Raw genomic sequence first — 17,788 nt, 5'->3', positions numbered from 1 at the left:
GCGGGAGGGGCAGCGAGACTTGCGAGCTTGCTCGCTAGCCGCAGCGGGGTGGGCCATAGCGACGTCGCTGCCCACCCCCGACCCCTCCCGCAAGCGGGAGGGGAGATTTATTCCTCCACCGCTTGCCTGTGCATCCGGCCGTTGAGCACATAATGGGCGACGCCCGCCTGCATCCCCGCCGCCTGCGCGTCGTCGATCGCGCGGATACGCCGCGCGGGCGCCCCGGCCCATAGTTCGCGATCGGGAATCTCCTTATTCTCGGTGAGCAGTGCCCCCGCCGCGAGCATCGCGTCGCTGCCGATCCGGCACCCGTTCATCACCGTGGCTTTCAGGCCCACGAATGCGCGATCGGCGAGCGTGCAGCCATGCACCATCGCGAGATGGCCGATCAGCACATCTTCGCCGATGATCGTCGGAAAGCCCTCGGGCCGGTGCGGCATCGGTCCGTCGCAGTGGAGAATGCTGCCGTCCTGAATGTTCGAGCGCGCACCGATGCGGATGTGGCTGACGTCGGCGCGCAGCACGCAATTATACCAGATGCTGACGTCGGGGCCGATCTCGACGTCGCCGATGATCCGGCAACCCGGCGCGATGAATGCGCTGGGGTCGATGCGCGGCGCCTTGCCGTTCACCGCGATGATGCTGACGTCGTTGCGGGTCATTCGCGACCTCCGATCAGATGCTTCCACAAGAGGACCGGCAATGTCGAGGCATAGTCGTCGGTCCAGCGGTCGAAATGCGGCCGCTCTTCGAGCGGCACCCATGCGCCCGCGTCGCGGGCCTTGTCGCGCGGGCGGAGGGGTCCCGTCAATTGCGCAAGCCGTTCGGGGCTCGCCGCGAGCGCGACCCAGTTCGATCCGGTCAGATTGCCGTCCTCGCGCGGCGGCCCCGGGTCCATGCGGATCGCCGCCGCCCAGCCGCGCGCCCGCGCCTCTTCGGCGAGCACCGGCTCGAGGTCGAAGAAGCGGTTCGAGATATGGACGAGGAGCAGGCCGCCAGGCTTCAGCGCGCGCGCATAAATGCCCATCGCCTCTTCCGTCAGCAAATGCAGCGGGATCGCATCTGACGAAAAGGCGTCGATGACAAGGATGTCGAGCCGCCCCGGCGGCTGCTTTGCGATTTCGAGCCGCGCATCGCCAAGGATGATCGGCGTATCGGGGGCGCAGTGCGAGAGGAAGGTGAATTTGGCGGGGTCGCGCGCGATCGCGACCATCGCGGGGTCGATCTCGAAGATCGTCCAGTGCTGACCCGGCTTGCGGTAGCAGGAGAGCGTGCCCGCCCCCAGCCCGACGATGCCGACCGCCGCTTCGGCGGGCGCGCGATCGAGCGCCAGGCCGACCCCCGAATCATGCCCGTAATAGGTCGTCGGGTCATATTCGTGCCCCGCGTCGGTGCGCTGCAACCCATGCAAGGTCGTCCCGTGCGCGAGCCGGCGCTGGTGGCGATACGGGTCGTCGGTGACGGTATAGATGCCGAAATAGCTGCGCACGCGCATGTCGGTGAAGCTTTCCTGCACCGTGCTCCAGCCGCCGACGCCGAGCATCAGCATCGCGAGCACCGCGACATAGGCCCAGCGCCAGCCAATGACGAACAGGCCGATGACGAAGAGCACGGCGCTCCACCCGATCGCAGCGCCTTCGTACCGGCCGGTCCAGTCGCCGACCATGCGCCAGGCGGCGATGGCGGCCACCGCAACAAGCAGCACGACGGCCACATTCGCAGTTCTCGGCGCGAGTCCAAAGGCGCTGTCCCACGGGATCAGCCTGGGGAGCGGCAGCAGCAGGGCGGCAGCGAGAACGAGGATCGGATGTTCATAGACCCAGTCGAACAACAGGGGCGCGGCAAGCGCCGCGAACAGGCCGCCAAGCACGCCGCCCGCGGACATGACGAGATAGAAGAGCGTCAGGTGCCGCGGCGCGGGACGGAGATGATAGAGATAGCCGTGCAGCGCCACGGCGACGACGAACAGCATCGCGAGGCTGGCGAAGGCCACCATCATCGAGCCGCCCCCCGAACTGAGCAGGGCAAGCCCGCCGACCCCGAGCAGCACCGCGGGCGCAACGACCGTGAAGGTCATCGTCAGCCGCGTCAGCGTCGAAAAGGCGATGACGAAGCTCAATAGATAGAGGCCGAGCGGCAGCACCCACAGCAGCGGCATCGCCACAATGTCGGTGGTCAGGTGCGTCGTCGTCGACAGCATCAGCCCCGACGGCACCGCCGCGATCAGCAGCCAGTGGAGCCGGCGTGCCAGCGTCGGGCGCGGCGCATCGGCCTCGGCGGCCTTGGGCGTCGCCGCCGCGCCGCGCCAGCGCGCCGCCGCGCTCGCCGCGACGAGAAGCACGAGCAGCGCATAGCCGGCGGTCCAGCCCCAACTCTGCGCCGCGAGCGGCATCGACGGCTCGACGAGCGCCGGATAGCTGATCAGCCCCGCGAAGCTGCCAAGGTTCGATGCGGCGTAGAGATAATAGGGATCGCCCGCGGAGGCGTCGGCGGCGAACCAGCGCTGCATCAGCGGCGCCTGCGCCGAGACCGCGAAAAAGACCGGGCCGATCGACGCGGTGAGGAGCAGCGGCACCCACAGCGCCTCCTGCCCCGGCGCCGGCGGGGCGAGCTGCGCAATGCCGATGGGCAACCACAGGGCGGCAAACAGCAGCAGCGCGAGATGGATCGCCGCCTGCCGCCGCACCGCGAAGCGCGCGAGCCAATGCGCATAGGCATAGCCGCCGAGCAGCAGCGCCTGATAGACGAGCATCGCGCTGTTCCACACCATCGGCGCGCCGCCGAGCCGCGGCAGCACCATCCGCGCGACCATCGGCTGGACGAGGAACAACAGGAAGCTGCCGACGAGGATCGTCAGCACGAACAGCCAGCGGCGCGGCGATGCGGCGGCGGTCATGCGCGCGCGCGCCAAACGTCGCGCGTCATACGCCACACGGTGGTCGGATTATCTTCGGGCGGATAATCGGGGTCGGTATAGTCGAGCGCCGGCAGGCGGTCGAAGCCCAGCCGCACCATCATTCGCGTCGAACCAACATTTGAGTCGCTGGTCTGCGCAAAGATGATCGGGAAACGAGCGGCACCGAAACCGTAGCTCAGCACCGCGCGCGCCGCTTCCGTCGCATAGCCCTGACCCCAGAACCGTTCGGCGAGCGTCCAGCCGATCTCGTTCGAGCCGCGCAGACCATCAGGCGCGGCACCGCTGCGCACATGAAAAAGACCGCAGCGACCTATGCGGCGTTCATCGTCGCGCCGCCATATTGTCCAGCGCCGCCATCCTTTCGGCTCGGCAAAAGCGGCGATATCGGCAGCAAGACCGTCGGCAACCTCGGCATCGTTACGCGCTCCACCAAGGTGGCGCATCACCGCTTCGCTGTTCATCTCCTCGCGGAGCCATGGCAGGTCATCCGACGCCGGAGGACGCAGCACCAGCCGTTCAGTCTCGATCATGCGCCGAGCAGGCGCGCCGCGTGGAGCGCGTGATAGCTGAGCACCCCCGACGCGCCCGCGCGGCGGAAGGCGAGCAGGGTTTCGAGGACGAGCGCGTCGCGTTCGCCCGCGCCCGCCGCGGCGGCGGCCTCGATCATCGCATATTCGCCCGACACCTGATAGGCATAGACCGGCACCGCAAAGGCCTGTTTCACCGCGCGCACGACGTCGAGATAGGGGAGGCCCGGCTTGACCATCACGCTGTCGGCGCCCTCGGCGAGATCCATTTCGACCTCGCGCAGCGCCTCCTCGACGTTCGCCGGGTCCATCTGATAGGTCGTCTTGTCGCCCTTCAGCAGCCCGCGCGAACCGACCGCGTCGCGGAACGGGCCATAGAAGGCCGAGGCATATTTGGCGGCATAGCTCATGATCTGGACGTGGCCGAAGCCTTCGAGTTCGAACGCTTCGCGGATCGCGCCGACGCGGCCGTCCATCATGTCCGACGGCGCGATGATGTCGGCGCCGGCGCGCGCCTGGTTCAGCGCCTGCCCGACCAATATCTCGACCGTCTCGTCGTTGAGGACATAGCCCGCATCGTCGACCAGCCCGTCCTGCCCGTGGCTGGTATAGGGATCGAGCGCGACGTCGGTGAGGATGCCGATATCGTCGCCGCACGCATGTTTGATTGCGGCGGTCGCGCGGCACATCAGATTGCCGGGATTGAGCGCTTCGGCGCCGTCGTCGCTGCGCCGCTCGGCCTGCGTATAGGGGAAGAGCGCGAGGCAGGGGATGCCGGCAGCGACCGCTTCTTTCGCGCGCTGGACCAGCCGATCGACCGACCAGCGCGACACGCCGGGCAGGCTCGCGATCGGCTCCTCGGCGTCCGTGCCGTCGCATACGAAGAGCGGCCAGATCAGGTTCGCCGGGGTCAGACGATGCTCGCGCACCATCGCGCGGCTCCAGCCGGTGCGGCGGGTGCGGCGCAGGCGCGTGTCGGGAAAGGGGGCGTGAGTCATGGCGCGTGCATAGCCGCGCTTGAGCGCGGGGGAAACGGATATTGGCGTGCAATTAGCCCCTCCCCTTCAGGGGAGGGGTTGGGGTGGGGCCATCGGCCTTGCACAAGGTCCCGAAGCCCCACCCCGCTCGACTAAGGCTCGGCTTGCGCCGAACCAAGTCTCGCTGCCCCTCCCCTGAAGGGGAGGGGTGGAACGACATCAGATCCCGTCGCCCGCCCGCTTCGCCGCCACATCGGCGAGCGTGCCGAGCTTCGGTCCCTCCACCGGCTTCGGCGCGATCGGGGTCAGCGCGGCGCCGGGTTCGATCGCGGTCAGCTCGCGGATGCGCGCGCGGAAGGCGGCGAGTTCCTTGCCCTCGAGCTGCGCCCGGGTGACGAAGCTGACCGACATCGGGTTCACCGCATGGCCGTTGCGATAGACTTCGAAATGCAGGTGCGGGCCGGTCGAAAGCCCGCTCGACCCGATATAGCCGAGAATCTGGCCGCGGCGGACATGCTGGCCCGCGCGCACCGCGATGCGGCTCATATGGCCATAGCCGGTGCCGAGCCCGCCGCCGTGATTGAGCTTCACATAATTGCCGAAGCCGCCCGTGCGCCCGGCGACGGTCACCCTGCCGTCGGTCACCGCATAGATCGGCGCGCCATAGCCGCCGCCGAAATCGACCCCCGAATGCATACGCCGGTAGCCGAGGATCGGGTGGCGGCGCATCCCGTAGCCCGAGGTGATGCGCCCGCGCGTCGGGCGCACCATGCCGCCCGTCTGCTGCCCGACGCCCGAGGCCTCGAACCATTGGCTGCGGCCGTCCTTTTGCCATTCGAGCATCGAGAGCTTGGGTTTTCCGCCGCGGATCAGCCCGGCATAGAGCAGCTTGCCCGTCTCGGTCTCGCCGGTCTCGGCGCGGCGATAATCGACGATGATGTCATATTCGTCCGACGCGCGAATGCCCGACACCGGCATCTGCCTGCCGATCACGCGCAGCCAGGACTGGATCGCCTGCGGCGGCGCCCCGGCGGCGCGCGCCGAGCGATAGAGGCCGGCGCCGACCTTGCCGCGGATGCGCAGCGGCGTGTCGTCGACGGTGATCGGGATGCGGCGCATGACGAGGCGGCCGCCGACGCGCTCCATTTCAATCCGGAGGTCGAGCCGCGCGCGCATCGCGAGTGCATCGACCGGGCGCGGCATCGTGCGCGCAGCCCTCCGGCCGAGGACGAGGTCGATGCGCGTGCCCGGCGCGATGTCGGCGAGCGGCACCGCGGTCGACACTTGCCCGGCAAGCGCCTGCGCCTCGGCCCGCCCGACCCCAGAGCGTTCGAGCAGGCGCGCAAAGCTGTCGCCGTTGCCGAGCGTCGCGGTGAGTTCGATCTGCGGCCGTTCGGGCGCGTGCGCGAGCGGGCGCACCGCATCGGTCGCCGCCATGTGGCGTCCCGTGTCGGCGCCGAGCGCCAGCGGCATGATCATCTGCGCGCGCGCCTCGTCGAAATCGGCGGTGTCGAGCGCCGGCGCGCCGCCCGCGACGAGCGGCCGAACCCCCGGGAAGGTCGCGATCGCGCTGCCGCACAGCAGGGTCAGCGTCGCCAGCCCGCGCCACCATTCGGCCGAGCCGATATTGCTGCCGAGGTCGGGAACGAGGTCGAGCTCGGCGAGCCGGTCGCGCAGTCTTTCGTGCCACGCAAGCCCGCCCTGCGCCCGCTGGAGCGGGATCGCCTGCGACATCGCGAGGGCGGCGGCATTGCCGGACATCCCCGCGACGGGTTCGTGACGCTGGAACAAGTTGCAACCCCCGCCCGGCGCCCTCCCATCCTCGAATATCAGCCGGGCGCCGATCCAAATTTCCGTGCGCGTTTTTCTGTAAACAAAGGCCGTTAAAGTCAATTTAACGGGAGAGTCGCGGCGCGTCGCTGCGATGAAGCGTGGCCCGCGCGGGATATGGCGAGTCGCACCGATTCAGGTGCACCGCGCCCGAAAGTGCCGGACCCGCGATTATCGCTGTTGCGCCGCAACGCGGCTCATGCCAGCATCACCGCAAAGACGATGCCTTCTCCCGCCACCTCCCCGGTCAAGGCCGTCCTTGGCCCAACCAACACCGGCAAAACCCATTTGGCGGTCGAGCGCCTGACGGCGCATGCGAGCGGCATGATGGGCTTTCCGCTGCGCCTGCTCGCGCGCGAGGTCTATGACCGCGTCGTGCGGATCAAGGGGCCGGGCGAGGTCGCGCTGGTCACCGGCGAGGAACGAATCATGCCGCCCGGCGCGCGCTATCTGCTCGGGACGATGGAGGCGCTGCCGGTGGAGCGCGACGTCGCCTTCGTCGGCATCGACGAAGCGCAGCTGGGCGCCGATCCTGAGCGCGGGCATGTCTTCACCGACCGGATGCTGCGCGCGCGCGGGCGCGAGGAGACGATGATCCTCGGCTCGGCGAGCATCACCGGCCTTGTCCGCGATCTGGTGCCCGAGGCCGAGATCGTCACCCGCCCGCGCTTTTCGACCTTGAGCTATGCCGGCCCGATGAAGCTGTCGCGGCTCCCCAAGCGCTCGGCGATCGTCGCTTTCTCGGCCGAGGAGGTCTATGCGATCGCCGAGATGCTGCGCCGTTTCGCTGGCGGCGCGGCGGTCGTCATGGGCGCGCTCAGCCCCAGGACCCGCAATTCGCAGGTCGCGATGTTCGAGGCTGGCGAGGTCGATTATCTCGTCGCCACCGACGCGATCGGCATGGGGCTGAACCTCGACGTCACCCACGTTGCCTTCGCCAGCCTGCAAAAGTTCGACGGCCGCCGCCTGCGCCGGCTGACCATCGCCGAAATGGCGCAGATCGCGGGTCGCGCAGGACGGCACCAGCAGGACGGCAGCTTCGGGACGATCGGCCAGCCGCAGGGCGGCATGACGCCTGAGGAAATCATGGCGATCGAGGAGCATCGCTTTCCGCCGCTCGCCAGCCTCTTCTGGCGCAACCCGCTGCCGCGCTTCACCTCGCTCGACCGGCTGATCGGTGATCTGGGACAGATGCCTGCGCATCCGTCGCTGCGCGCGGCGCCCGAGGCGGTCGACCTTGCCGTGCTCAGGCATCTCGCGGGCGACATCGAGGTGGCGGCGCGCGGGCGCGACTCAGAGGCGGTCGAACGGCTGTGGGACGTCTGCGGCCTCCCCGATTTCGAACAATTGGGCGCCGAACATCACAGCCGCACGGTTTTGAAGCTGTGGCAGTGGCGCACCAGCGGCAGCGGCACGATCGACGCCGAATGGTTCGCGCGCCGCCTCGCGCGGCTCGACGACACCGACGGCGACATCGACCAGCTCGCGAGCCGCATCGCCGCGGTCCGCACCCTCTGCTTCATCGCCCAGCGCGGCGACTGGATCGCCGACGCAGCGGGCTGGACCGAGCAGACCCAAGCGCTCGAATCGCGTCTGTCGGACGCGCTCCACGCCGCGCTCGCGCAGCGTTTCGTCGACCGGCGGCTCGCGCTGTTGATCCGCGACGCGGGCCAGCGGAACGCCGCGCTGCCGGTCGCGGTCGGCCACGACGGCACCGTCGCGGTCGATGGCGAGGCGATCGGCACGCTGACCGGCTTTCAGTTCAAAGTCGATGCCACGGCGCGCGCGAGCGACCACCGGCTGTTGCTCGCGGCGGCCGAGAAGCATCTGCGCGGCGAACTCGCGCGGCGCGCAACCGCGCTCGCCGAAGGCGACGGCAGCGCGCTCGCGCTGGTCGCCGAAGCCGCCGCGCCGCCGCGGCTCGCGTGGAACGGCACGGTCGTCGCGGCGCTCGCCAAGGGCACGACGCTGATCCAGCCGTCGATTCAACTCGAACCCGCGCTGCGCCGGCTCGACCCGCCGCAGGTGCAGGCGATCGCCGAGCGCCTCCAGCGCTTCGTCGCCGAACAGCTCGCCCGCCACGCCCGCCCGCTCGCGACGATGGGCGAGGCCGCGGGCGACCTGTTCACGCCGCCGCGCGTGCGCGCGCTGCTCGCCGCGATGACCGACGGCGGCGGGCTGATCGAGCGCGCGGCGGTCGACGACCAGCTCGCGGCGATGAGCGCCGAAGAGCGGCCGCAGCTCCGCAAGCTGGGGCTCACCATCGGCACGCTCGACATCTTCCACCCGCAACTTTTGAAGCCCGAAGCGGTGCGCTGGCGCGCGGCGCTGCTCGCCGCGCAACAGGGCGGCAGCATCCCGCCGCTGCCGCCGCACGGCGCGGTCCTGCAGAAGGACGGCGATGCGACGGGGCTTGCCGTCGCGGGATTCCGCCGCTGCGCGAGCGGATGGCTGCGCATCGACATGGCCGAAAAACTCGCGCGTCAGGCGCACGCCGCGCGGATGCAGGCCGCGGCGCCGCCGACCGCGCCCGTCGCGAGCGGCGACCCGCACGACGCGCATCACGACGAGGCGGGCGGCGATCCGCACGCGCCCGAACCGCCGGGCTTTGCGATCGACCCCGCGCTCGCCACCTCGCTCGGCCTCGACGAAACGGCGCGGCGCGCGCTGCTCGCGAGCTTCGGCTTTCGCGCGGTCGGCGACCCGGCGCTCGAACGCTGGCGCTGGTCGGGGCGCAAGCGCGCCGAGACGCGCAAGCGGGCGAAGCGCGGGCGCAAGGACGCGCGCGAGCGGGGGCCGCGCCCGAACGACGCGCCTTCCCCCCGCGCCAAGCCCGCCAAGGCCGCGCGGCCGAAAAAGGCGAAAGGCGGCGGCAAGCCCATGCACGACGGCCCGCGCCCGCCGCGCGGCGACCGTGCTCCGCGCCGCGGCCCCTCGCCGCACAGCCCCTTCGCCGGCCTCGCCGCCCTGCTCGCCGAAGCGCGCGAGGATTGATGGCCAGTCCCGGCGCGGCAGGCAGCATCCGGCTCGACAAGCTGCTCTGGTATCTGCGCTTCGCCCGATCGCGCAGCATCGCGCAGGCGATGGTCGCCGCGGGGCACATCCGCCTCGACGGGCGCCGCGTGACCCGCGCGTCGTGCGCGGTCCACCCCGGCGCAACGCTGGTCCTGCCCCTCGGCGAGCGGATCGAGGTGGTGCGCCTGCTCTCGCTCCCCGGCCGCCGCGGCCCGGCAAGCGAGGCGCAGGCGCATTATGAAAGGCTCGATGCTGCGGCCCCGCCCGCCGCGAGCTGAACTTTCGGCGCGCAAGAAAAAGCTGTCGCCACTCTCCGCGCCGCAGGGCCTATGGAGTGAGAGTGATTCGCAACTGCCGCAAGAGTCTGCCTGATGGATATTTGCGCACTGTGATTGCCGCAGGAAGCGTCCCGGCAAGGAGCGTTGCGCAGGCCGGGCTGGTGGCCCGGACCAGCAACGCGACGCCGTCCGGGGCGCTTCCTGCGGCAACCCCAAGGGGCGGGCCGCTTTTGGCCGATCGCCGCGTCCTTCGTCGGTCCCTATGCTTCGGCATGGCTCCCTCCTCACTCCTCGCGCTCGGCCAAAATCGGCTCCGTCACAGCGCGCAAATATCCATCAGGCAGACTCTAAGCGTTGACGCGCCGCCGCCGGGCGGCATAGGAGGCTGGGAATCGCATGGAAGGGCGGCGGCGAGGCCGCCGACAGATGGAGCCGATACCCATGACCTATGTCGTCACCGACGCCTGCATCCGCTGCAAATATATGGACTGCGTCGAGGTCTGCCCGGTCGATTGCTTCTACGAGGGCGAGAATATGCTCGTCATCAATCCGAACGAATGCATCGACTGCGGCGTGTGCGAACCCGAATGCCCGGCCGAGGCGATCCTGCCCGACACCGAGAGCGGGCTCGAAAAGTGGCTCGAGGTCAACACCAAGTTCAGCGCCGAATGGCCGAACATCACGACCAAGAAGGACAGCCCCGCCGACGCCGACGAATATAAGGGCGTCGAAGGCAAGTTCGAGAAATTCTTCTCGCCCGAACCCGGCGAGGGCGACTGAGTCGGCAAGCCAAGGGCGGTCGATCGGGGCGGGGTCATTCCCGCCCTTTCTTTTTGGCCGGATGACGAAGGTCGGCAAGCGACCGGTTTGCCATCCATAACCTGTTCGCACCGAGCGAACGGGAAAAGGAAGATGTCGGCTAACGACCGATTGCTGCCCTGTTGATCATCGTCACCCCGGACTTTATTCGGGGTCCATGACTTCGGCGCTGCTGTGGATCCCGGATCAAGTCCGGGATGACGAAAGGACTATCTGTATATCTGGGTGATCCCCGGTGAAGGCCGGGGTCCATGCATCAGGCGCAGCGCTTTCGCGCTGGACCCCGGCCTTCGCCGGGGATCACCTTATGATGCCACCGCGGGAACGGCTGCTTCCACCCCAAATAGGACGATCGCTGCCGATTTTGGCCGGAATGACCGCTTGCGGGCGGGAGCGGGCGTAATAAGCCCCTCCTCTTCAGAGGAGGGGTTGGGGGTGGTGGCGCGCGATAGCGCGCAAGACTTCGAGCACCACCCCGCTGCGACTAAGCCAGCAAGCTGGCAAGTCTCGCTGCCCCTCCTCTGAAGAGGAGGGGTTTGGTCGAATGACAGCAAACCACCCCAAATCGGCCACCGCCATCAAATAAGGCTTTCCTACATGATCCCGCTGTGTCAGCCTTCATCGGGCTTTTTCAACGGGGAGTGCCCAGCGCGTCCAACACCCAAAGATCGAGATCACGGGACACACAAGGCTGAACTTTCCTGAACTTCGAGATAAAAGGTCGCCGGTCTTCGGCTTTGCCATTGCCGCCGCCCCCGATGCCGGCATCGACGTCCCTTTCCCGAACTGTTGAACCCGTTTGCCCCCTTGAAACACTTTACCTTGGCGCCGATGTAAGGCAGCGGAGGGGCCAGCCCGCCGGTTCTCGGCAGGGCGCCCCCGATAATGAAGGACGAAATTCCAATGATCGACCCGTTGGCCGCCCTGGTTCCCGTCGTCGTCGAACAGACGAGCCGCGGCGAACGCAGCTTCGACATCTTCTCGCGCCTGCTGCGCGAGCGCATCGTCTTCGTGACGGGCGAAGTCGAGGACCAGATGGCGTCGCTGATCGTCGCGCAGCTGTTGTTCCTCGAATCGGAAAATCCGAAGAAGGACATCTATATGTACATCAACTCGCCGGGCGGAGTCGTCACGGCGGGCATGGCGATCCACGACACGATGCAATATATCCGCCCGCGCGTCGGCACGGTGTGCATCGGGCAGGCGGCGTCGATGGGCAGCTTCCTGCTCGCCGCGGGCGAGCCCGGAATGCGCGTCGCGCTGACCAATGCGCGCATCATGGTCCACCAGCCCTCGGGCGGTGCGCGCGGCATGGCGTCGGATATCGAGATTCAGGCGAAGGAAATCCTGCGCATCCGCAAACGAATGAACGACCTCTATGTCCAATATACCGGCAAGTCGCTGAAAGAGATCGAAAAGGCGATGGACCGCGACACCTTCCTCGAGGCCGACGAAGCCAAGGCCTTCGGCCTCGTCGATCATGTCTACGACCGTCGTCCGGGCATGCCCGACACCGACGCGGCGTCCGAGCAGAGCGAGGGTCCCACGCCGTAAGTCCCGGCTTGGGGCCGATTTGCAACCTCCCGCTAACCGCGTTTCTTGAGGCGTCCTTGGCGCCGCGGCGCTATGCGGGACATTGCGCCCATGTCACCCAATTGCCATATTGTAATTGGAGGCACCGGGGCTAGGATATCAGGCGACGCGATCAGCGGGGGTCGCGTCAGTACCGGCCGCGTGGAAATTCGTGCGGTCCGAAAAGGAATTTTATGACCAAGCTCTCTGGCTCCGACAGCAAGAGCACCCTTTATTGCTCCTTCTGCGGCAAGTCGCAGCACGAGGTCCGCAAGCTGATTGCGGGTCCGACCGTCTTCATCTGCGACGAATGTGTCGAGCTGTGCAACGACATCATCCGCGAGGAGATCAAGGGTGGCGTTGCCGCGCGCAAGGACGGCGCGGTGCCGACCCCGCTCGAAATCTGCCAGCATCTCGACGCCTATGTGATCGGCCAGAACACCGCGAAGCGCGTGCTGTCGGTCGCGGTGCACAATCATTACAAGCGCCTCGCCAACTCGGGCCGCGGCGACGATGTCGAACTCGCGAAGTCGAACATCCTGCTCGTCGGGCCGACTGGCAGCGGCAAGACCTTGCTCGCGCAGACGCTCGCGCGCTTCCTCGACGTGCCCTTCACCATGGCCGACGCGACGACGCTGACCGAGGCGGGCTATGTCGGCGAGGATGTCGAGAACATCATCCTGAAGCTGCTGCAGGCGTCCGACTATAATGTCGAAAAAGCGCAGCGCGGCATCGTCTATATCGACGAGATCGACAAGATCAGCCGCAAGGCCGAAAACCCCTCGATCACGCGCGACGTGTCGGGCGAAGGCGTTCAGCAGGCGCTGCTTAAGCTGATGGAAGGCACGACCGCGAGCGTCCCGCCGCAGGGCGGCCGCAAGCATCCGCAGCAGGAGTTCCTGCAGGTCGACACGACGAACATCCTCTTCATCGCGGGCGGCGCTTTCGCCGGCCTCGAAAAGATCATCGGCGACCGCCTGCAGGGCAAGTCGATCGGCTTCGGCGCGCATGTCGCCGGCCCCGACGAGCGCCGCGCGGGCGAAGTGCTGAAGCAGATCGAGCCCGAGGATCTCCTCAAATTCGGCCTCATTCCCGAATTCGTCGGCCGCCTGCCGGTGATCGCGACGCTCGAGGATCTCGACGTCGATGCGCTGGTCAAGATCCTCGGCGAGCCCAAGAACGCGCTGGTGAAGCAGTATAAGAAGCTGTTCGATCTCGAAGAGGTCGCGCTGACCTTCACCGACGACGCGCTCGTCGCGGTCGCCAAAAAGGCGATCGAACGCAAGACCGGCGCGCGCGGACTGCGCTCGATCGTCGAGGCGATCCTGCTCGACACGATGTTCGACCTTCCCGACCTGTCGGACGTGGTCGAGATCGTCGTCGACAAGGACGTCGTCGAAGGACGCAAGCAGCCGGTGCGCGTCTATGCCGACAAGGCGAAAGAGGCCGCCGGCGACGCGGCCTGAGTCGCGGCGCGCCCCGGCGCGCCGCCACCTTTTCATGTTGCATTGCAGCAACAGTGGCGGGAAAAATTCCCCTGCCGCGCGCGGCTGAGGGCCGCTGAGCCACGCAAAAGCGTCGTTTCTGAACTTGGGCGTCCCCCCCTCCGCCCCCTCCCCTTGCATTGTCACAATTGCTGTCACAATCGTGCCACACGCGAGGCCCAGGGGCGCTCGCAGGCAACGCGTGCCGCAAGTCGCACGCCGCCGTTAAGCCACCAAAAGGGGACACCCAGTCATGAAATTCCGCCATATTCTCGCAGCGAGCGTCGCGACGCTTCCCGTTGCGCTGCTCTCGACGCCTGCCTTCGCGCAGTCGACCGGTTCGCAGGACTTCGACGACGCGATCGTCGTCACCGGTTCGGTCTCGCGCGACGTCGGCGGCGTCATCGTTCCGGAAACGCCGAAGGCCAAAGTGACGCTCGACCAGGAAATCATCATGCGTCAGCGTCCGGGTCAGACGATCAACGACACGCTGAACCTCGTCCCCGGTGTCAGCTTCACCAACAACGACCCGTGGGGCTCGCTGGGCGGCAGCTTCACGATCCGCGGCTTTTCGTCGGATCGCATCTCGCAGACCGTCGACGGCATTCCGCTGAACGATTCGGGCAATTACGCGCTCTACACCAACCAGATGCTCGATCCCGAGATCATCGAATCGGCGACCGTCAGCCTCGGTTCGACCGACGTCGACAGCCCGACCGCATCGGCCGCGGGCGGCACGATCAACATCCGCTCGCTCACCCCGAGCGACGATATGGGGGCGATGGTCAGCGCCACCTATGGCAACATCGTCGCGCGCGGCAATCCTGGCGACCGCCCCTTCTACCGCGCGTTCGGCCTGATCCAGACCGGCGTCTTCACGCCGTGGGGCACCAAGGCGTGGTTCTCGGCGTCAAGGGCAAAGAACGATTCGACCTATTCGAACTACGGCGGCGTCGACAAGCAGCAGTATAATGGCAAGATTTATCAGCCGATCGGCGACAATGGCGACTTCATCTCGATCGCCGGCCACTACAATGAGAACCGCAACAACTTCAACGGTTCGCCGACGTCGAACGTGAACTGGCCGCTCGACCCCTCCTCGCGCTTCTATGACATCAACTATCCTTGCGCGATCGACCCGGGCGTCGAAGGCGCCCCCGATTTGGCCGATACGAGCTGCGGCACGGAGTTCGAGCGTCGCTATAATCCGTCGAACACCGGCAATATCCGCATCAATTCGCGCTTCACGCTCGCCGACAATTTGGTTCTGACCGTCGATCCGAGCTTCCAATATGTGAAAGCGAATGGCGGTGGCACCTCCACCGGCTACGAAGGTTTCTCGGACGATGGCTTCACCGGCGGAATCTATACGACGGATCCGCGCAATGCTGGGCGTCCGGACCGCAGCACACAATATTATTATTTCGGCGGCGTCGATCTGAACGGCGACGGCGACGCGCTCGACTATGTGACCATTTTGTCGCCGAGTCACACGCAAACGCGGCGCTACGGGGTGATCGCCAACCTGTCGTACGACATCGACGAATCGAACCGCATCCGTATCGCCTACACCTATGACCGGGCGCGTCACCGTCAGACCGGCACGTCGGGCCTGCTATATCCCAACGGCGAGCCGTATGATGTCTTCCCGATCAATGACCCGCTGCTCGATATCGACGGTATCGCGCCGCAGAAGCGGAATCGCCTCTCCTATGCGACGCTGCATCAGGTTTCGGGCGAATATCGCGGTTCGTTCCTCGACGATTCGCTGATCGTGCTGCTCGGCGCCCGCGCGCCCTTCTTCAAGCGTGACCTTAATCAATATTGCGTCACGACCGATGCCGGCGGCAACGTCAACTGCATCAACGGCGACGCGAATATTCAGGACTATCTGGATGCCAACCCCGACTATACCGCGCCGCAGTCGCGCACGCTGAAATATGACAAGCTGCTGCCGAACGTCGGATTGACCTATAAGTTCACCCAGAACGCGAGCGTCTTTGCAAGCTATGCGAAGAACCTCTCGGTCCCCGGCACCGACGCGCTCTATGGCGCGATCTACTTCCCCAAGGGTGATCCGGCGGGTTCGCCGGCGCCGGAAACCTCGGACGCGTTCGACGTCGGCTTCCGCTATCAGTCGGGCCGCGTCCAGGCGCAGGTATCGGGTTGGTACAATAAATATACCAACCGTCTGGCGTCGGCCTATGATCCCGATTGCGATTGCACCGTCACGCGCAACCTCGGCAAGGTCGAAAAATACGGTATCGACGGCAGCGTCGCCTATCGTCCCGCCGACCCGATCCTGATCTATGTCTTCGGTTCCTACCTGAAGTCGGAAATCCAGGACGACGTCCAGACCGGCGAAACGAGCTTCGCCCCGACGGCCGGCAAACGCGAGGCGGGTGCGCCGAAATATACCTATGGCGCCCGCGTCCAGGGAACCCTCGGACCCGTGGAACTGGGTGCGCAGGTCAAGCGCACCGGCAGCCGCTTCCTGAACGACATCAACACCGTGACCCTCCCGGGCTACACGATCGTCGATCTCGACGCGCGCCTTTCGCTCGCACAGTGGGGCCTGGAAAAGACTTATTTCCAGCTCAACGTCAGCAACCTGTTCGACAAGGTCTATATCGGTTCGGCCTCGACCGGCCTCACGACCACCTCGACCTTCGTGAACATCGGCTCGCCGCGCGCGATCAGCGGCTCGATCGTCATCGGCTTCTAAGTCCGGCGGCATCGATTCAAAACGGGGCGCGGGAAGCAACTCCCGCGCCCTTTTTTGTGGTCGTCCAGCAAACTGATCTGGCGGCTTCGGGGTGGGGAACTGACGTTCGCCTGCTCTCTTTCGTCATCCCGGACTTGATCCGGGATCCACAGCAGCGCCGAAGTCATGGACCCCGGATCAAGTCCGGGGTGACGATGATAAATAGGGCAGCAATCGGTCGTTTGCCGACGTCGGGGCTCGCTTGCTATTCCGCCGCAATCCGCCGCGCCGTGTCCTGGACCAGCGCGATCATGTTCGGCACCCCCTGCGTGCGGTTCGAGGAGAGCTGGCGTGTCAGGTCGAAGGGGGCGAGGCGGGCGGCGATGTCCATCTTGGCGACCTCCGCTGCGGGCTGGTCCTGCACCGCGCTCAGCACCAGCGCCACGATGCCCTTGGTGATCGCCGCATTGCTGTCGGCGAGGAAGTGGAGGTGGCCGCCCGCCTGCGGCACCGGATAGACCCACACGCTCGCCGAACAGCCCGCTACCCGCGTCGCGTCGGTCTTGAGCGCGTCGGGCATCGGCTCGAGGCTGCGGCCGAGTTCGATCAGCAGGCGATAGCGATCGTCGCCGTCGAGAAAGTCATATTCTTCGAAAATATCGTCGAGACTGCGCATGGCGCGGCAGTGGCAGATTCGACATGCGGTTTAAAGAGAAACCGTCGCCCCCGCGCAGGCGGGGGCCGCTGGAGGTTTACGCAACGCCGCCGGGCAAGGCCGCCGGCGGCCCCCGCCTGCGCGGGGCGACGTCATAGTTAAAGATCGACCCCCGCCGCGATCGCTTCCAGCTTGCGCAGCCGTTCCTTCAGATCGGCGATCTCGATGCGCGAGCCCGCGTGCGGGACCGCGGGGTCCTGCGCCGGGCCGTGCCCCGCCGCGAGTTCCTCGCGCTTCAGCTGAATCCAGTCGCGCCAGCCGCGCAGCGCGACCAGACTGACGATGGTCAGCGCGGAGAGTGCGATCGCTGCGGTGACCAGATTGGTGGCAAGGTCGGACGTCATGGTGCCCATGGATCGGCTCCTTCTTCGTCGCTTTTACGGGAGGGACCGGTCGCGCAGCTTCTCGATCTCTTCGTCGAGGCTGACGGCGCGGTTATTGTCGGTGGCGATGCGTTCGAGCACCTGGATGCGCTCTTTGAGGGCGCGGATCTCCGCCTGCAGCGCCTTGGTCTCGGCATCGTCGCGCGGGGTAATATCGGGGCCATAGCCGCTGTCACGGCCGCGGTGGCCATGCACGCCATATTTCGCCCGGATGATGCTGCCGATCGTCACGATGAGGACGATGCCGATGACCATTTCAAAGGGGTTCATGGGGAGGGATCCTTTCGTGTCTTTCGTATCTGTCAGTTGAGCGGCGCGTCGCGCAGCTTGTCGATTTCGTCGGCGACGTCGATGCCACGATCGGTGACGATGCGTTCGAGGACGCGCACGCGTGCTTCGAGCTTTTCGGTCTGCGTCGCATATTGCGCCGCCTTTTCGGCGGTCATCTCCGACTGTTTCTCGATCATCCGCTGCTGATGCTTCGACCACACGATGAAGCCGGTCAGGATGAAGGGAGCGAGCGGGATCAGGATCCAGATTTCGTCACCCATGGGTCTTCTCCAAATC

15 protein-coding genes are annotated in these 17,788 nt (G+C 66.7%); 6 read left to right on the top strand and 9 right to left on the bottom strand.

What is annotated here, in order from left to right; genetic code table 11:
- Positions 1–107 precede the first annotated feature (107 nt).
- The 5 genes from KNJ79_RS03360 to KNJ79_RS03340 form a co-directional block, all read right to left on the bottom strand.
- The gene (locus KNJ79_RS03360; protein ID WP_089215293.1) at positions 108–662 is read right to left on the bottom strand and encodes a gamma carbonic anhydrase family protein; all 555 of its coding nucleotides are present in this window, start codon (positions 660–662) and stop codon (positions 108–110) included.
- The gene (locus KNJ79_RS03355; RefSeq protein WP_317152791.1) at positions 659–2,896 is read right to left on the bottom strand and encodes a spermidine synthase; all 2,238 of its coding nucleotides are present in this window, start codon (positions 2,894–2,896) and stop codon (positions 659–661) included. Before KNJ79_RS03355 ends, KNJ79_RS03360 begins: the two co-directional genes overlap by 4 nt.
- Positions 2,893–3,447 (bottom strand): GNAT family N-acetyltransferase, encoded by a 555-nt coding sequence (locus tag KNJ79_RS03350; RefSeq protein ID WP_089215294.1) that lies wholly within the window; start codon positions 3,445–3,447, stop codon positions 2,893–2,895. Before KNJ79_RS03350 ends, KNJ79_RS03355 begins: the two co-directional genes overlap by 4 nt.
- Positions 3,444–4,442, bottom strand: a complete 999-nt coding sequence (gene hemB / locus KNJ79_RS03345; RefSeq protein WP_317152790.1) for a porphobilinogen synthase — start codon at positions 4,440–4,442, stop codon at positions 3,444–3,446. The genes KNJ79_RS03350 and hemB overlap by 4 nt, the downstream gene beginning before the upstream one ends.
- 198 nt (positions 4,443–4,640) lie before the next feature.
- Positions 4,641–6,182, bottom strand: coding sequence for a M23 family metallopeptidase (locus tag KNJ79_RS03340; RefSeq protein ID WP_394357167.1), 1,542 nt, complete (start codon positions 6,180–6,182; stop codon positions 4,641–4,643).
- 291 nt (positions 6,183–6,473) lie between these two features.
- Here KNJ79_RS03340 and KNJ79_RS03335 point away from each other — a divergent pair, with 291 nt between their 5' ends.
- From KNJ79_RS03335 to KNJ79_RS03310, 6 genes are all read left to right on the top strand, one after another.
- Positions 6,474–9,245, top strand: coding sequence for a helicase-related protein (locus KNJ79_RS03335; protein ID WP_317152788.1), 2,772 nt, complete (start codon positions 6,474–6,476; stop codon positions 9,243–9,245).
- Positions 9,245–9,544, top strand: a complete 300-nt coding sequence (locus KNJ79_RS03330) for an RNA-binding S4 domain-containing protein (protein WP_089215297.1) — start codon at positions 9,245–9,247, stop codon at positions 9,542–9,544. Before KNJ79_RS03335 ends, KNJ79_RS03330 begins: the two co-directional genes overlap by 1 nt.
- A gap of 441 nt (positions 9,545–9,985) precedes the next feature.
- Complete coding sequence (fdxA, locus tag KNJ79_RS03325; RefSeq protein WP_089215328.1) at positions 9,986–10,324, top strand: ferredoxin FdxA; 339 nt, start codon at positions 9,986–9,988, stop codon at positions 10,322–10,324.
- A 942-nt stretch (positions 10,325–11,266) separates the two neighbouring features.
- On the top strand, positions 11,267–11,917 hold the full coding sequence (clpP, locus tag KNJ79_RS03320; protein WP_317152787.1) for an ATP-dependent Clp endopeptidase proteolytic subunit ClpP: 651 nt from the start codon (positions 11,267–11,269) through the stop codon (positions 11,915–11,917).
- Between the two features lie 212 nt (positions 11,918–12,129).
- On the top strand, positions 12,130–13,401 hold the full coding sequence (gene clpX, locus KNJ79_RS03315) for an ATP-dependent Clp protease ATP-binding subunit ClpX (protein WP_089216936.1): 1,272 nt from the start codon (positions 12,130–12,132) through the stop codon (positions 13,399–13,401).
- Between the two features lie 271 nt (positions 13,402–13,672).
- Complete coding sequence (locus tag KNJ79_RS03310) at positions 13,673–16,144, top strand: TonB-dependent receptor (RefSeq protein WP_317152786.1); 2,472 nt, start codon at positions 13,673–13,675, stop codon at positions 16,142–16,144.
- 244 nt (positions 16,145–16,388) lie between these two features.
- Here KNJ79_RS03310 and KNJ79_RS03305 read toward each other — a convergent pair whose 3' ends face one another.
- The 4 genes from KNJ79_RS03305 to KNJ79_RS03290 form a co-directional block, all read right to left on the bottom strand.
- Positions 16,389–16,799 (bottom strand): SufE family protein, encoded by a 411-nt coding sequence (locus KNJ79_RS03305; RefSeq protein ID WP_317152785.1) that lies wholly within the window; start codon positions 16,797–16,799, stop codon positions 16,389–16,391.
- Positions 16,800–16,936: 137 nt separating this feature from the next.
- Positions 16,937–17,191, bottom strand: coding sequence for a hypothetical protein (locus KNJ79_RS03300; protein ID WP_170935602.1), 255 nt, complete (start codon positions 17,189–17,191; stop codon positions 16,937–16,939).
- A gap of 24 nt (positions 17,192–17,215) precedes the next feature.
- Positions 17,216–17,491, bottom strand: coding sequence for a hypothetical protein (locus KNJ79_RS03295; protein ID WP_089216939.1), 276 nt, complete (start codon positions 17,489–17,491; stop codon positions 17,216–17,218).
- Positions 17,492–17,523: 32 nt separating this feature from the next.
- A complete protein-coding gene (locus tag KNJ79_RS03290) occupies positions 17,524–17,772 on the bottom strand; it encodes a hypothetical protein (RefSeq protein ID WP_089216940.1) in 249 nt (82 codons plus the stop codon).
- Positions 17,773–17,788 lie beyond the last annotated feature (16 nt).

Source organism: Sphingopyxis indica (assembly GCF_032879645.1).
GTDB classification, from domain to species: Bacteria; Pseudomonadota; Alphaproteobacteria; order Sphingomonadales; family Sphingomonadaceae; genus Sphingopyxis; species Sphingopyxis indica.
This window is presented reverse-complemented; position numbering and strand designations above follow the sequence as displayed.

Bases quoted from the DNA above. Each gene is read 5' to 3' on its own strand.
- KNJ79_RS03360 (WP_089215293.1), bottom strand. From the start codon at position 662: ATGACCCGCAACGACGTCAGCATCATCGCGGTGAACGGCAAGGCGCCG.
- KNJ79_RS03355 (WP_317152791.1), bottom strand. From the start codon at position 2,896: ATGACCGCCGCCGCATCGCCGCGCCGCTGGCTGTTCGTGCTGACGATC.
- KNJ79_RS03350 (WP_089215294.1), bottom strand. From the start codon at position 3,447: ATGATCGAGACTGAACGGCTGGTGCTGCGTCCTCCGGCGTCGGATGAC.
- hemB (WP_317152790.1), bottom strand. From the start codon at position 4,442: ATGACTCACGCCCCCTTTCCCGACACGCGCCTGCGCCGCACCCGCCGC.
- KNJ79_RS03340 (WP_394357167.1), bottom strand. From the start codon at position 6,182: ATGTCCGGCAATGCCGCCGCCCTCGCGATGTCGCAGGCGATCCCGCTC.
- KNJ79_RS03335 (WP_317152788.1), top strand. From the start codon at position 6,474: ATGCCTTCTCCCGCCACCTCCCCGGTCAAGGCCGTCCTTGGCCCAACC.
- KNJ79_RS03330 (WP_089215297.1), top strand. From the start codon at position 9,245: ATGGCCAGTCCCGGCGCGGCAGGCAGCATCCGGCTCGACAAGCTGCTC.
- fdxA (WP_089215328.1), top strand. From the start codon at position 9,986: ATGACCTATGTCGTCACCGACGCCTGCATCCGCTGCAAATATATGGAC.
- clpP (WP_317152787.1), top strand. From the start codon at position 11,267: ATGATCGACCCGTTGGCCGCCCTGGTTCCCGTCGTCGTCGAACAGACG.
- clpX (WP_089216936.1), top strand. From the start codon at position 12,130: ATGACCAAGCTCTCTGGCTCCGACAGCAAGAGCACCCTTTATTGCTCC.
- KNJ79_RS03310 (WP_317152786.1), top strand. From the start codon at position 13,673: ATGAAATTCCGCCATATTCTCGCAGCGAGCGTCGCGACGCTTCCCGTT.
- KNJ79_RS03305 (WP_317152785.1), bottom strand. From the start codon at position 16,799: ATGCGCAGTCTCGACGATATTTTCGAAGAATATGACTTTCTCGACGGC.
- KNJ79_RS03300 (WP_170935602.1), bottom strand. From the start codon at position 17,191: ATGGGCACCATGACGTCCGACCTTGCCACCAATCTGGTCACCGCAGCG.
- KNJ79_RS03295 (WP_089216939.1), bottom strand. From the start codon at position 17,491: ATGAACCCCTTTGAAATGGTCATCGGCATCGTCCTCATCGTGACGATC.
- KNJ79_RS03290 (WP_089216940.1), bottom strand. From the start codon at position 17,772: ATGGGTGACGAAATCTGGATCCTGATCCCGCTCGCTCCCTTCATCCTG.